The 12,881-nt window shown below is 66.5% G+C and carries 12 protein-coding genes and 1 tRNA gene; 9 read left to right on the top strand and 4 right to left on the bottom strand.

Features of this window, described 5'->3' with window-relative positions; genetic code table 11:
* The first annotated feature begins 35 nt into the window (after positions 1 to 35).
* From recG to mtnA, 3 genes are read left to right on the top strand one after another with little or no spacing between them, the layout of a single operon-like run.
* Positions 36 to 2,462 (top strand): ATP-dependent DNA helicase RecG, encoded by a 2,427-nt coding sequence (recG, locus tag VKP62_16525; protein MEB3198799.1) that lies wholly within the window; start codon positions 36 to 38, stop codon positions 2,460 to 2,462.
* Positions 2,462 to 3,274 carry a metallophosphoesterase gene (locus tag VKP62_16520; protein MEB3198798.1) on the top strand — a complete coding sequence of 271 codons (813 nt, stop codon included), beginning with the start codon at positions 2,462 to 2,464 and terminating at the stop codon, positions 3,272 to 3,274. Before recG ends, VKP62_16520 begins: the two co-directional genes overlap by 1 nt.
* A gap of 4 nt (positions 3,275 to 3,278) precedes the next feature.
* Entirely contained in the window at positions 3,279 to 4,337 is a 1,059-nt protein-coding gene (gene mtnA / locus VKP62_16515; GenBank protein ID MEB3198797.1) for an S-methyl-5-thioribose-1-phosphate isomerase, read from the top strand.
* Here mtnA and VKP62_16510 read toward each other — a convergent pair.
* The gene (locus tag VKP62_16510) at positions 4,258 to 5,337 is read right to left on the bottom strand and encodes a glycosyltransferase family 4 protein (protein MEB3198796.1); all 1,080 of its coding nucleotides are present in this window, start codon (positions 5,335 to 5,337) and stop codon (positions 4,258 to 4,260) included. The two genes, mtnA and VKP62_16510, sit on opposite strands and share 80 nt — an antisense overlap.
* Before the next feature lie 119 nt (positions 5,338 to 5,456).
* Here VKP62_16510 and VKP62_16505 point away from each other — a divergent pair, with 119 nt between their 5' ends.
* From VKP62_16505 to dusB, 6 genes are all read left to right on the top strand, one after another.
* Positions 5,457 to 7,070, top strand: a complete 1,614-nt coding sequence (locus VKP62_16505) for a trehalose-6-phosphate synthase (GenBank protein MEB3198795.1) — start codon at positions 5,457 to 5,459, stop codon at positions 7,068 to 7,070.
* Positions 7,071 to 7,081: 11 nt separating this feature from the next.
* Positions 7,082 to 7,921: a phosphatase gene (locus tag VKP62_16500; GenBank protein ID MEB3198794.1), complete on the top strand. Its 840-nt coding sequence runs from the start codon at positions 7,082 to 7,084 to the stop codon at positions 7,919 to 7,921.
* 59 nt (positions 7,922 to 7,980) lie between these two features.
* A tRNA-Asp gene (locus VKP62_16495) sits at positions 7,981 to 8,054 on the top strand.
* Positions 8,055 to 8,620: 566 nt separating this feature from the next.
* Positions 8,621 to 8,905, top strand: a complete 285-nt coding sequence (locus VKP62_16490) for a hypothetical protein (GenBank protein ID MEB3198793.1) — start codon at positions 8,621 to 8,623, stop codon at positions 8,903 to 8,905.
* A 61-nt stretch (positions 8,906 to 8,966) separates the two neighbouring features.
* Complete coding sequence (locus VKP62_16485; GenBank protein ID MEB3198792.1) at positions 8,967 to 9,386, top strand: hypothetical protein; 420 nt, start codon at positions 8,967 to 8,969, stop codon at positions 9,384 to 9,386.
* Positions 9,387 to 9,412: 26 nt separating this feature from the next.
* Positions 9,413 to 10,396, top strand: coding sequence for a tRNA dihydrouridine synthase DusB (dusB, locus tag VKP62_16480; protein ID MEB3198791.1), 984 nt, complete (start codon positions 9,413 to 9,415; stop codon positions 10,394 to 10,396).
* 13 nt (positions 10,397 to 10,409) lie between these two features.
* On the opposite strand, the gene VKP62_16475 is transcribed toward dusB, so the two are convergent.
* The 3 genes from VKP62_16475 to VKP62_16465 form a co-directional block, all read right to left on the bottom strand.
* Positions 10,410 to 10,796 (bottom strand): hypothetical protein, encoded by a 387-nt coding sequence (locus tag VKP62_16475; GenBank protein ID MEB3198790.1) that lies wholly within the window; start codon positions 10,794 to 10,796, stop codon positions 10,410 to 10,412.
* 262 nt (positions 10,797 to 11,058) lie between these two features.
* Positions 11,059 to 11,712 (bottom strand): ribosome biogenesis GTP-binding protein YihA/YsxC, encoded by a 654-nt coding sequence (gene yihA, locus VKP62_16470; protein MEB3198789.1) that lies wholly within the window; start codon positions 11,710 to 11,712, stop codon positions 11,059 to 11,061.
* Positions 11,713 to 11,720: 8 nt separating this feature from the next.
* Positions 11,721 to 12,881: hypothetical protein (locus tag VKP62_16465; GenBank protein MEB3198788.1), on the bottom strand; the 1,161-nt coding region annotated here is incomplete at its 5' end.

Below are 12,881 nucleotides of genomic sequence, written 5' to 3'. Positions count from 1 at the left end.
CCGCGGGCCGCGGCTCCGGTATCATGAAGCAGCCCATGCCGGATACCACCCGCCTGCAACGCGCCCTCGCCATCGAGGCGCAGCATCAGTACCCCAACCTGCGCGGCAACACGCAGTGCTTCGCCGAGTTCGTGCTCGACACGCTCAGCGCGCTGGCCCGCGAGGTACCGCCGCGCGACCGCGAGGCGATCGCCCCGCTGACCACGGCCTTCGCGCGCTATGAACACCTCGACCCCGACCTGCGCGCGCGCGCCGTGGGCGACCTGGCGGCCCTGCTGCCGCGCTGGCAGCCCAAGCCGCGCCACCGCCCCGAAGAGCCGGCCGACTGGCGCGACAAGCCGGTCCAGTTCGTGAAGGGCATCGGGCCGGCCCTGGCCGCCTTGCTGGGACGCCTGAACATCCACACCGTCGATGACCTGCTGCGCCACTACCCACGCCAGCACCTCGACTACAAGCAGCGCGTGCGCATCGGGCAACTGCAGGCCGGCACCCGGGCAACCGTCTGGGGCACGATCCAGCGGGTCGAGGCCTACAACCTGCCCAGCGCCAAGGCGCTCAGCATCGTGACGGTGACCATCTCGGACGGCAGCGGCACGGCGATCGCCCGCTGGTTCGGGCGCAAATCGAACAAGCCCCAGCTCGATCGCCAAAAGGCGCGCTTCCCGCTCGGCGCGACCCTGCTGCTGAGTGGCGAGCCGAAGCGTGACAGCTTCACCGGCAAGCTGGCCTTCGAACGTCCCGAGGTCGAGGTCCTGGGCGCCGCCGATGACGAGGAGGGGCGTAGCTTGCATGTGGGACGGGTCGTGCCCGTCTACGACCTGACCGAAGGCCTCCACGCCAAGACGCTGCGCAAGGCCATTCGCACGGCGCTCGACAATCACCTGCAACTGGTGCGGGACAGCCTGCCGACCGGCCTGCGCGATCACCTGCTCACAGGCCCCGAAGACAAGCGCGTGGCCCTGATTCCCCTGCGCAAGGCGCTGGAGACGATCCACTTCCCGGATCAGGCCGAGGAACTGGCCACGGCCCGCATACGCCTGGCCTTCGACGAGCTGTTCTGGATGCAGCTGGGGCTGACGTGGCGGCGGCGCCAGCTGGAGGCGCAGACCCAGGCGCTGCAGCTGCCGCCGGCCGGCGAGCTGGTCACCCGCCTGCGCGCGCTGTTGCCCTTCGCTCTGACCCACGCCCAGGAACGGGTGTTCCGGGAAATCCAGGCCGACCTGGCCAAGCCCAGCCCCATGAACCGGCTGGTCCAGGGCGACGTGGGCAGCGGCAAGACGGTGGTCGCGCTGCTCTCGCTGCTGGTCGCGGTCGAGAATGGTTACCAGGGGGCGCTCATGGCTCCCACCGAAATTCTGGCGGAACAACACTTCGCCAAGCTCAAGGAGTGGGTCGAGGCCCTGGGCCTGCGCGTGGCGCTGCTGACGGGGCGCCAGGGCCGCAAGGAGCGCCAGGTGACCTTGCGGGCGATCGCCCAGCACGAGGTCCAGCTCGTGGTGGGCACCCACGCCCTGATCCAGGACCAGGTGACCTTTGCCCGGCTGGGTCTGGTGGTGATCGACGAGCAGCACCGCTTCGGCGTGCGTCAGCGCGCCACGCTGAGAGAGAAGGGCCAGAACCCGGAGGTGCTGGTCATGACCGCCACGCCGATTCCACGCACGCTCGCGCTGACCCTGCATGGCGACCTGGATGTCTCGGTGATCGATGAATTGCCGCCGGGCCGCAAGCCTGTCGCGACCCGCTGGGCGCGCACCCGCCGGGATCAGGACGAGGCCTGGGAGGCGGTGCGCCGCGAGTTGCAGGCGGGCCGCCAGTGCTACGTGGTCTACCCCCTGATCGACGAAAACGAGAAACTCGAGACGGTCAAGGCCGCCACGGCCGAACGTGAGCGCCTGGCCACCGAGGTGTTTCCGGAATTTCAGGTGGCGTTGCTGCACGGCCAGATGAGCGGCGAGGAGAAGGATCGCGAGATCGCCAAATTCCGCGCGGGGCAGAGCCACGTGCTGGTGAGCACGACCGTGATCGAGGTCGGGGTGGATGTGCCCAACGCCTCGGTCATGGTGATCGAAAACGCGGAGCGCTTCGGCCTGGCCCAGTTGCATCAGCTGCGCGGACGGGTCGGCCGCGGCGCGGCTCAGTCGTATTGCTACCTTTTTTCGTCGAGTCGGTCGGAGACGACGGCCCAGCGGCTCGGCATCATGGAGGCCACCAACGACGGCTTCGTGGTGGCCGAGCAAGACCTGGCGCTGCGCGGCCCCGGCGAATTTCTCGGCACCCGCCAGAGCGGGCTGCCGGACCTCAAGGCCGCCGACCTCGTCAATGACACCCTCTTGCTCGAACGCGCCCGCGAAGCCGCCCTTTTGCTGCTCGCCCGTGACCCCGACCTCAGCCAGCATCCGCTGGTCAAGGCCGATATGTTCCGCTATTTCAAGGCCAACATGGCTTTCCTCGAGGTGGGCTGATGTGGTTGACGCTCGATGATCGCTGGGGCTTCCGCCTGGGTCACCATCGCGTGCCCTGTCCCGCGCTGCCTCGCCCGCTGAGAATCCTGCACCTGTCGGATGCGCACCTGCTGTCGCGCGACACCGCCAAACAGGCCTTCATTCGCCAGGTCACGGACGACAATTACGACCTGGTCTGCTTCACCGGAGACGTGGCGGAGGATGAGGACGCCGAGCACCTGGTACCGGGCCTGCTGAGCCGCATGCCACGGCTTGGCGCCTATATCGTGCTGGGCAATCACGACCGGCTGCGGCAACCGCGGCGCGTGATGCTGGAGGAATTCCTGACCCAGCGTTTCACGGGCAAGGGGCAGCGGCCCCCCACCGCCCAGCTGAAGGCCCGCTACGAGGACCAGGCTCGCTGGCGGGTGCTGGTCAACGAGACGGTGCTCCACGAGGTCGACGGCTGCAAGGTGGCGGTGGTGGGTGTGGATGACCCCTTCACCGGGCAGGGCAATCTGGCCCAGGCGATGCGGGGCCTGAAACAGGCCGACGTGCTGATCGGGCTCGTGCATGTGCCGACCGATCTGGCCTCGTTTTCCCAGCGCAGCTTTCACCTGGTGCTGAGCGGGCATACCCACGGCGGGCAAATTCGCCTGCCCGGCGTCGGCGCGGTGGTCACGCAGTGTGACCTGCCGCGTCGCCACGCGCGCGGGGTGCACTGGGTCGAACGCACGGCCGTGCATGTCAGCGAGGGCCTTGGCGCGGGCACCCTGATCCGGCTGCGCGTCAATTGCCCCCCGCGGGCCCACGTGATCGAACTGGGAGGTTGAGGGCATGCATCAGGACGTGGAAACGATGCGCTGGGAGGGCGATCGCCTCTGGTTGCTGGACCAGACCCGCCTGCCCCACGTCTGGGAAGGCGTCAGCTGCCGCACCGCAGACGAGGTGGCGACGGCCATTCGCGACATGGTCGTCCGCGGCGCGCCGGCGATCGGCGTGAGCGCGGCCTTCGGGATGGCACTGGCGGCCCAAGCGGCGGCCGGGCAGCCGCGTGCCGAAGCCCTGGCGCAGCTGGCCGCCGCCGGCCAGCGTCTGTGTCATGCACGACCGACGGCCGTGAACCTGGCCTGGGGCGTGGCGCGGATGCAGGCGATCGCTGAGGCCACCCCCGGGGAGGGCGCTGACCTGGCGGCCGCGCTGGTGAGGGGCGCTGAAGCCATGTTGGCTGAAGACGTGCGCATCAACCGCGCGATCGGGCAACACGGCCTGGCCGTCATGCCGGATGGGGCCCAGGTGCTGACGCATTGCAACGCCGGGGCCCTGGCCACCGCCGGTTACGGCACTGCCCTCGGGGTCTTGCGGGCGGCTCACGCGGCGGGCCGCAGCCTGCACGTCTGGGTCGACGAGACCCGTCCCTTCTGGCAGGGTGCCCGGCTGACGGCTTGGGAACTGGTCCAGGCGGGAATTTCCGCCACCCTCATCACCGACAGCATGGCCGGCCATTTCATGGCCCGTGGGCAAATCGACCGCGTGGTGGTGGGAGCCGACCGCATCGCGGCCAACGGTGACACGGCGAACAAGATTGGCACCTATGGCGTGGCCGTGCTGGCGGCTCATCACGGCCTGCCCTTTTACGTGGCGGCTCCCTTGTCGACCGTGGATGCGGGATTGGCGCACGGCGGCCTGATTCCGATCGAGGAGCGGCCCGCGGAAGAACTCACCCACGTGCAGGGCCGGCGCGTGGCCGCTGAAGGCGTCCGCGTGGCCAACCCAGGTTTCGACGTCACGCCGGCGGCGCTCATCAGCGGCATCATCACGGAGGCGGGGGTCCTCCTGCCGCCGTTCGAGACATCAATTCCTGCGGCGCTGCGATCAGGCGCTGGTAAAGCTTGAGGTAGCGCTCCACCATGGCGTCCTCCGAGAACAGGTGGGCCACGCGGGTGCGGGCCGCTTGGGGGTCGAGCTGCCTCACCTCCATCAAGGCCTGACGCCAGGCCGGTTCATCCGCCTCCGACGGCAGGATCCGCCCGGTCACCCCGTCCTCGACGACCTCCGGGACGGCCCCGCGCCCAAAGGCCACCACCGGGGTTCCCACCGCCATCGCCTCGACCATGACCAGCCCGAACGGCTCGGCCCAGCGAATCGGAAACAGCAGGGCCCGAGCGCCGGCCAGCAATTGCCATTTGACCTCGCCATCCACCTCCCCCACGTAGCGCCTGCGCCCGCCATTCAGCCAAGGCGCCACACACGTCGCGAAGAAGTCATCATCGTTCGCGACCCGGCCCGCCATGACCAGCGGCAGGTCGTAGCGAGCGGCCAGACGCGCCGCCCAATCGGCCCCCTTCGGCGCATCCAGACGCCCCAGAAACAGCAGATAGGAATCCTTGGTCTGTGGCCGTGGGCAGACCGGCAGTGGCACGCCGTTGGGCACGACCTCCACCACCGAGAAGCCCTGCATCGTGCGCGCGTGCGCCTGGCTGAGGGCCACCAGCGGATGCCCGAGGTGGCGTGAATAGACCGCCTCCCGCTTCGGCGTGAGCGCATTGTGGACGGTCGTCAGCACCGGACAATCCGCCAGCGTTGCGGCCTGGATGCCGGCGCTTTTGGTGTGGTCGTGCAGGATATCCAGTTCCCGGGCGCTGGCCACGGCCTCGCGGGCCAGCAGGCCTTCCCACAGCGCCTGGCGCGCGGCTGAACCGGGCCCGTTACCGAGCGCATGCGGCAAACACGTGCGCAGACGGGCGGCACAGCGCGAGTCCCCACTGGCAAACAGGGTCACGGTGTGGCCGCGTCGACTCAGGCCATCGGCCAGACTGGCCACCACGCGTTCGGTTCCCCCATATCCCCGAGGAGGGATGGGGTAGGCCAGGGGTGCCAGCAGGCCGATGCGCATCGTTCGCTCCTCTCGCGTGTGGGGGGAGCATACGGCGCAGGCGCAGGTTTCCCAACACGGGAGGAAGCCTTGAGTCACATCCCGGCCAGTGCTAGGGTCGGCAGGGCGGGGAGGTGGCGATGACCCAGCGCATGAGCGTGCCGGAATTCAGCGGCAACAGCTGGTTTGGGGCCTCTGTCGAGAGGCAGCGAGCGGACCTGAGAGACTTCTGCAGTCGGAACCTGCAAGGTCGCCAGCTCTGGCTCGCCAGCAACCGGGGCCCCTACGCCTGGCACGAGTGCGAAGGGCGTTTGCGCGCCGAGCGCGGACAGGGGGGCCTGGTCTCGGCCCTGCTGGCACTGGTGCATCAGACGCCCACGCCGCTGCACTGGGTCGCCTCCGCGATGACCCGAGCAGATGCCCGCGTGGCTCGCCAGAGCGGCCTGAAGCGCTCCTCCGCGATGCCGGAACTGCCGCTTCAGCTCAGCTTCGTCACCCCGTCCCGCACCCAATATGCGCGTTACTACGATGCGATCGCCAACCACATCCTCTGGTTCGTCCAGCACAATGTGGGCGTATCATCCAGCTTTCCCGCCTTTGACGAGGCCCGCTGGGAAGCCTGGCTGCATGGCTATGTCGCCGTCAACCGGCTGTTCGCCCGGCACCTCACCCAGGCCGTGCAACGGAGTACTGAGGCCCCGGTCTTCCTGGTGCAGGATTACCACCTCTATCTGCTGCCGGGCCTGCTGCGTGAGGCGTTCCCCCGCGCTCCGATCGCCCACTTCACTCACATCGCCTGGCCCGGAGCGGACCTCTGGCGGAGCTTGCCCGCGCCGATCCGCGAGGCCATTCTGACGCGCCTGCTCGGGGCCGATCTGGTCGGATTCCATTGTCCGCGCTACGTGCAGAACTTCCTGGATTGCTGCCAGGTCTTGCTGGAAGTGCCGGTGGATCGACAGCGCTGCGCCATCAGCTGGAACGGCCGCCAGGTCAAGGTGCGATCGTTTCCAATTTCCGTGGACCCCAGCGAACTGAGCCGGATGGCTGAGAGCCCGGAGGTGCGCGCGTTGGAGCACAGCTGGCTGGGCGATCGCCCCGAGCGCCTGGTGGCCATGATTGCCCGGACCGATCCCAGCAAGAACCTGATTCGCAGCCTGTTGGCGTTTGAAACGTTCCTGGCGCGGCATCCAGACTGGCAAGGATCGGTGCAGTTGCTGGCGCTGCTCCCGCTGTCCCGTCAGTCGACGAGTGCCTATGCCTCGCACGTGGAGGACTTGCTGCACACGGCCGCCCGCATCAACGCCAGCTGGGAATCTCCGCGCTGGAAGCCGATCGACCTGCATTTCGCCCACGACCAGGCCAAGGCGATCGCCCTGTTGAAGCGTTATGACGTCCTGATCGTCAATTCAGTGGCGGATGGCATGAACCTGGTGGCCAAAGAGGGGCCCTGCCTGAACCGCCGGAGTGGGGTGCTGCTGCTGTCCGAATGCACCGGGGCTGCGCAGGAACTCGGGCCCGTGGCGCGGGTGGTCAATCCGTTCGACATCCTCGGCCTGGCAGAGGCGATCCACGATGGCCTCTGTCAGCCGGTCGAGGTGCGACGCCACATGATCCGGGAGCAGCGGGCCGTGATCGCGCAAAACACGATCCACCGCTGGGCCAAGGACCATCTGCGGGCGCTGCTCGCGCCCCATGAAGAGCCGGAACACCAGACCCCATTCGCCCAGCGCCATTGGGCGCACTTCCCGGAGTGAGGAGGATGTCCATGCCCAAACGCAGTGCCGTGGAGATCGCGGTCGAGTTGCCCCCCCCGCTGATCGAAACCTTGATCGACCGCCTGCTGTCCCTGCGAATCGCGGGGCGCGACCTCAGCCACACGCGGGAAGCGAACTTGAAGGCGATCGACCGATTGCTGGAAGGCGACCCGTTCTACACCCTTGGCATCCATCGGGTCGAAAACCTGGTGCGCAGTGGGCGGCTGGACCGGCTGGCGGTCCTGGAGGCCGTGGCTGGCTTCACGGGCTGCAACCGCGACCCTGAGGTCACGCACGGGCCCAACTACATCAACCCCCGGGCTTGCCTGCGGGGTCTGTGGCAGGCGGCCCAGCGGCTCAGGCGCGTTCGTGACCGCCGCGGAAGCGTCGTCTTCGGCAGCGGGCACCCCGGCACCATGCTGGGGGCCTACAGCCTGCTGGCACAGTTTTTACAAGCCGGCGGTTGCCGCGTTCCGCTGGTGGCCCCAGGGGCGGAGGTTGCCCCTGACTGGTTCCTGGACTTCGTCGGACCGGTTGCCTGCGTGAGCGACACCTGCAGCGTGCAACATACTCACACCCCGCTGGCCATGGACGCCTACCTGGACCGTCTGCCGTCGCCGCCCGACCTGGCTTTCGTCGATCACGGCTTCGCCGGGGCCTGCCTCAACCGTCATATCCCCTGCCTCGTGCCCATGGACACCAATGATCCGGCTTTGGCCGTGGCCGCGGCGGAGGGGGAGAACTTCGTCCTGATTCCCATGAATGACAACCTTCCCAACGCCACCATGCAGGAGTTGGCGGAGATTTTACAGGTGCTGATCACGCTGGCGCCGTCATCAGCTGAGATTTGATCCGGCAGGACTGGCGCCTCCGGGAAGGGTATAGTATGATGATCAAGCCTTTGGGCGCTGGGGCTGTAGCTCAGTTGGTTAGAGTGCCTGCCTGTCACGTAGGAGGTCGCGGGTTCGAGCCCCGTCAGCCCCGCTCAATGCGATTCAGCCTGGTGAAAGCCAGGCTGTTTTTTTTTGCCTCTTCCTATTTACATAACGCCTGAAACCTCTTTACATTTCGATGCAAATAGGTTAAAGTAAGTTTATGAGAGAGACGCCACACGAGGGGGCGTGATGCGTGTTGACGTGTCGCCGACGACATCTCGACTTGTGGCACCTATCTTCGAGAGAAAGGGATCTATGACGTTTCACGCTGTCAATGGAGACAGGCCCGGAATGGTCCGTGAGACCAACGGAACGCACGAAACACCGCAAACACACCCTCAGGTCGCCAATCGCGGCGATCGAGGAGACTCGGACCGCCTGGAACCGCGCATCTTCCTGATTGGAAGGCCACTGACGGAACAACCCAGGCCCGCCTGAGCGCCGGAAAGAAGGACCTGCCCTGACTTGGGCGGGTTTTTTTTTGAAAACTTCGGTCGCTCATTGGTGAAACCCGCCCTGACGCTTAGAGTCGTGACACGGGGGCACGGGTTCGGGGCGCTCGCTCCGCCACGTCGCATCCAGCGGATTCCGTCGGGAAGGCGAAAGGGGGCTGGCGTGGAACTTTCAACGAGCTATTTCGCCACCTGCACCAAGGCCGAGTTGATCCTGCTCGAGGACCTGGCCAGGGAACATCGGCAGCGGCTGCGGGTCAAGCACATCGAAACCCCCCACGCGACCCAGATTGTGATCGAATCCGACAGCGAACAGCTGCGCGACTTCATCTATTTCATGTTGCAGCGCTTGCGCAGCCAGCAACGCGCGCTCGAGCGCCACTGGATCAGAGCCTGCATGGCCTTGCATCCTGATAATGCCGTCCCTCCCGGGGGCGCCAGCACCTGACTTTCGCCCATGTGACGCGATATAATGAGGGGCATCCCCCGTTTGCAGGAGAAGCCCCCCCATGACCGCACCGACCGCCGTTGACTTCGACCAGCGTTACCAGACCCTTCTGGAGCGCTACGAGGCGGGTGCCGCCCCGCAGGAACTGGTCCTGGAGTTTCAGAAGCTGCGTCAAGAAAGGGCGGATGTCAGGGTGTCGGTTGCGCTCGGTTGGCTCTACATCCTGACCGGCCAGAAGGAGCGCGCGTTGCATTTCTGCCGCGAAGCCAAGGCCGTGCCGCAAGGCCGTTACAACCACGCCCTCGCTTTGCTCGTCTTCAACGAGAAGGGGGTTCGCGACAAGCTCGATGAAGCCTATCGCCTCGGTGGGGACGAGGGGCGCAAGGATGCGATCGAGAACCTGAACGATGCCATCAAGCGGAAAGGTGGCGTGTTTCCGGCTGCGGAGAAGATGCTGCGCTGGCTGCAGGAAATGGCCTGACCCAGCACGACCCCGAGGCCTGAGGCATGAACCAAACACTTCAACTGGGTGATGTGACGCTGCAGAGCCGGGTCTTCCTGGCCCCGATGTGTGGCGTCTGCGATCGCCCCTACCTGGAAATTTGCCGGGAAATCGACCCCGTGAGCGTGCTGGCCACCGAGATGGTGTCCGCCAACGGGCTCGTGCATGGGGGGCGCAACACCACCGAAATGGTGGATTTTCATACGGTTGATGGCCCGGTCATGATTCAAATTTTTGGTCACGACGTGGGCGCGCTGGCAGCCGGCAGTCGCATCATCGAAGAAGCCGGCGCTGACCTGATCTCGATGAACTTTGGCTGTCCGGCCAAGAAAATCGTCAAGAACTGCGACGGTGCCTACCTGCTGAAGACCCCGGAGCGCATTGGGGAACTGGTCGAGGCCTGCGTCAAGGCGACCCGCCTGCCGATGGTGTGCAAGATGCGCCTGGGTTGGGATGAGGATTCCCGCAACTACCTGACGGTCGCCCGCATCATCGCCGAGGCGGGGGCCCACTCCATTGCGGTCCACGGTCGCACGCGCGAGCAAGGGTACAGCGGGGAAGCCGACTGGCAGGCGATCGCCGAGATCGTCCGGGCGGTGGACATTCCCATCATCGGCAACGGGGACATCGATTCGCCCGAGCGGGCGCGGGAGCGGATGCGCCAAACCGGGGTCGCCGGCGTCATGATCGGCCGCGCCGCGATGGGGAATCCCTGGATCATCGCTCGCACGGCGCATCTGCTGGCCACCGGCGAGCTGCTCCCTGAACCGACGCCCAGCGAGCGCTTGCGCGTGGCCCTGCGCCACGCCAAGGCCTTGATGGCGTTCAAGGGGGAGCGCATCGGGGTGTTCGAGTGTCGCAAGCACCTGTCCTGGTACACCAGTGGCCTGCCTGGCTCAGCCGAGCTGCGTCAGCGCATCAACCGGGCTCGCACCGCAGAAGAAATGCTGGCTTGCCTGGGGCACGACGTGCTCGCCACGGCCGCCTGACGGCTCGCCAGGGTTAGCCCGTCAAGGCCGTGCGGTGAGCGAGCGGCACCAAGGCAAACGCTTTGCCCTCGCAGAACATCTCCTTCAACACGGCGCAAGATAACGAATGGAGTCCGCGGCCCTCATAGCGCATGCCCGGATAGTCCGCCTCAGGCCGACCCACCTCGCCACATTCCGCGGCGTAAGACCGTTCCGGATTGCGCGCAGGGTCGAAAAACAGCACGCGATCGCCCCAGACGTGCATCGCCACCAGCTGGTTACGGCGCAAGCCACCCGCCTGCTCGCAACCCGGTGCCGGCAAGGACAGAATGATTTCGCTGCCACCGGCACGCAGCACCTTTTCGACCTCGCCGAAGAGGCGAGTCTTGACGTGATGTGGATGGGTTTTCTTCGCTCGCACGGGGGCAACCTCCCTCGGGTACGCGTGACAACGCCGACGACCTGCAGGGCTGACCAGAGCGGCTGGAACGAGGCGTTCCGGAGTCACCTGGCGAGGTCCACTGCCACGCTATACATCGTGCAGATGGGTTGCAATCCCGTTGCATTCGGGCCATTCAAATTTGAGGGGAGGTAAAGAGTAGCTGATGGCTCGTTAACCATCCCGAACGGCAGGATGCCAGTCTCGGGTGCCTGGGGGCGACCACCCCGGCGCAGCGGCTGGCTCAATCGGCCGGCGCGTCGAGGTCCGCCCCATCCAACGGGGCTTCCTCAGGGTCGGCGTCGTCCCCCTCCAGGGAGGTCTCCTCGGCCGCAGGGCCGGCCACCAACAGTTTGAGCAGTTCCTTCCGACCCCGGCCGGTGCGGGAGGAGAACAGGATCGGGTCCTGGGAGGTCTCCTCCGCCACCCGCTTGGCGGTGCGGGCCAGGTCGGCCTGCTTGAGTTCGTCGATCTTGGTCAGCACCACCACCAGGGGCACCTCGTGCTCCATCAAGAAGGCGCGCATCTGCAAATCATTCGGCTGCAACGGATGACGGCTGTCCATGAGGTGCAGCACGCCCGCCAGGCTCTCGCGCCCGGCCAGATAGCGGGACAGTTCCCGCCGCCAGCGTTCCTGCATGGCCTTTGAGACGGCCGCATAGCCATATCCGGGCAGGTCCGCGATCAAGAATGGGCCAAAGTCGAAATAATTGATCCCCTGCGTTCGCCCGGGCGTCTTGGAGATGCGGGCCAACGCTTTTTGCTGGGCCAGGGCGTTGATAAGCGATGACTTACCGACGTTGGAACGACCGACCACCGCGAACTCATGGCAGCTGAAAGTGGGACAGGAGGCCAGGTCCATGGCGGTGGTGATGAATCTGGCTTGGGGTTTGAACACGAGGGCAACTAACCTTGTTCACGCGGGGCAGTGGGCTTACCATCCCAATTTCCCAGATCGCGCATCTTCTGTCGAATCATCAGCTCCCGTGCGCGCAAGGCGGCATCCACGTTCTCGCCCCGCCGTTCCCGTTCGTTCACGATCGTCTGCGTCACCGCCACCTCGAGGCGCTCCAGCCAGGCCATCACCGCGGGATCCCCGGGGCGGATTTGCAAGGCTTCCCGGAAACAGGCGAGTGCCTCCGTGCTGCGGTGCTCGTACACGAGGGCGATGCCGCGCAGGCGGAGCTTGTCGAACTCTCGGTTGCGTTGCGTGATCTCGTTGTTGGCAACCCGCTTGAGATCGTAATCCGGATGTACAAAGCCCGCGGGCGGCTCGGCGGCCGGCGTCGCTGCGGTATCGGGACGCCTGGACTCCGCGCCCGTCTGGCGCCTGGGTGCGCCGTCCCGGGAGCGGCGAACAGGGCCCGACGCCCGTTGTGCGGGAAGTGCCCCCGCGGCCACCTGCTGAGGCTGATTCAGCTGAGCGACCGGAGGTGGCGCTGCCGTCGCCTTTCCAGCCAGTGACTGCTTGGGGGTCGGGCGGGCAGGCACCGGCTGCGCGGCGCCCGCCTTGCCGGTGGTCAGGCGCACCGGACCGGACTTGCCGGAGGCAGGCGAGGACACGTTCTGCTTGCCCGTGGCCGGTGCTGAAACGGAGGTGGAGCCCGAGGTCTGAGGCAGGGAGGATTGGCCCGAAGTGGGGCCCCCACTTGGGGGCGCCATCAGTGGCGACATCCAGGGCACGTCCTTGGGCCAGGGCACAACCCCCACACTGGTGTCGCCGGGTTTGGTGGTGTAGGCCGTGGCCAGCTGGGGCGCGAGGCTCGCCAGGTCCCCCCGCAAGGTGTACTCCTTATCTTTTTCGATCAGCGCCCGCCCGGTTCTCGCGGCCACCCGGATCACGTAGTCGCTACGACCGAATTCGACCATCACGGCCCCCGGTCGCACCTTGGGGCGGTTGCCGAACACGATCACAATCGGTTCAGCCGGGTCGTAAGGGCTGCGGGGGTCCAGGTCCAACCGAAACAGATGCAATTCGATCGCGTTGGGCGTGGGGGGCAGTTTCTGGCGCTCTTGCACATAGGAGCGAAGCGCTTGCTCGACGGCCGCGGCATTCACTTTGTGCGC

The organism is Candidatus Sericytochromatia bacterium (assembly GCA_035285325.1).
Taxonomy (GTDB): Bacteria; Cyanobacteriota; Sericytochromatia; order S15B-MN24; family JAQBPE01; genus JAYKJB01.
The sequence above is the reverse complement of the archived record's forward strand: the minus strand, read 5'-3'. Positions and strand labels throughout refer to the sequence as shown.